We start from the raw sequence: 287 nt of genomic DNA, 5'->3' as shown, positions 1-287 counted from the left end.
TCGAAGCCCATCTCCTACGCCTCGGAGCTGACGGTGGTCCGCGGCCTGACGACGGGCAAGGCCCTCGTCGACTGGGAACCGACCGTCGTGCACCCGCAGTTGACGGAGGGCGCGACGCTGAAGACGGGCGAGTCCTCGACGCCGGCGATCGAGGCCGTCGACCGCAACGGCACCGTGCTGACGAAGGAGAAGTACCCCTCGCTCGGCCCCATCCTGGACACCCTGCGCCAGAAGTACGGGGAGACCTCGGGCGGTTCGGCCGGCATCGAGACCTGGATCGAGCCCGC

At 69.7% G+C, this 287-nt stretch carries 1 pseudogene; it reads left to right on the top strand.

The features are described from left to right. Window positions 1-287 (top strand): annotated as a pseudogene (locus JS521_RS36175) (penicillin-binding transpeptidase domain-containing protein); the annotation flags it as partial.

It is taken from the genome of Streptomyces durocortorensis (genome assembly GCF_016901035.1).
In the GTDB taxonomy this organism is placed as follows: Bacteria; Actinomycetota; Actinomycetes; order Streptomycetales; family Streptomycetaceae; genus Streptomyces; species Streptomyces durocortorensis.
This window is presented reverse-complemented; position numbering and strand designations above follow the sequence as displayed.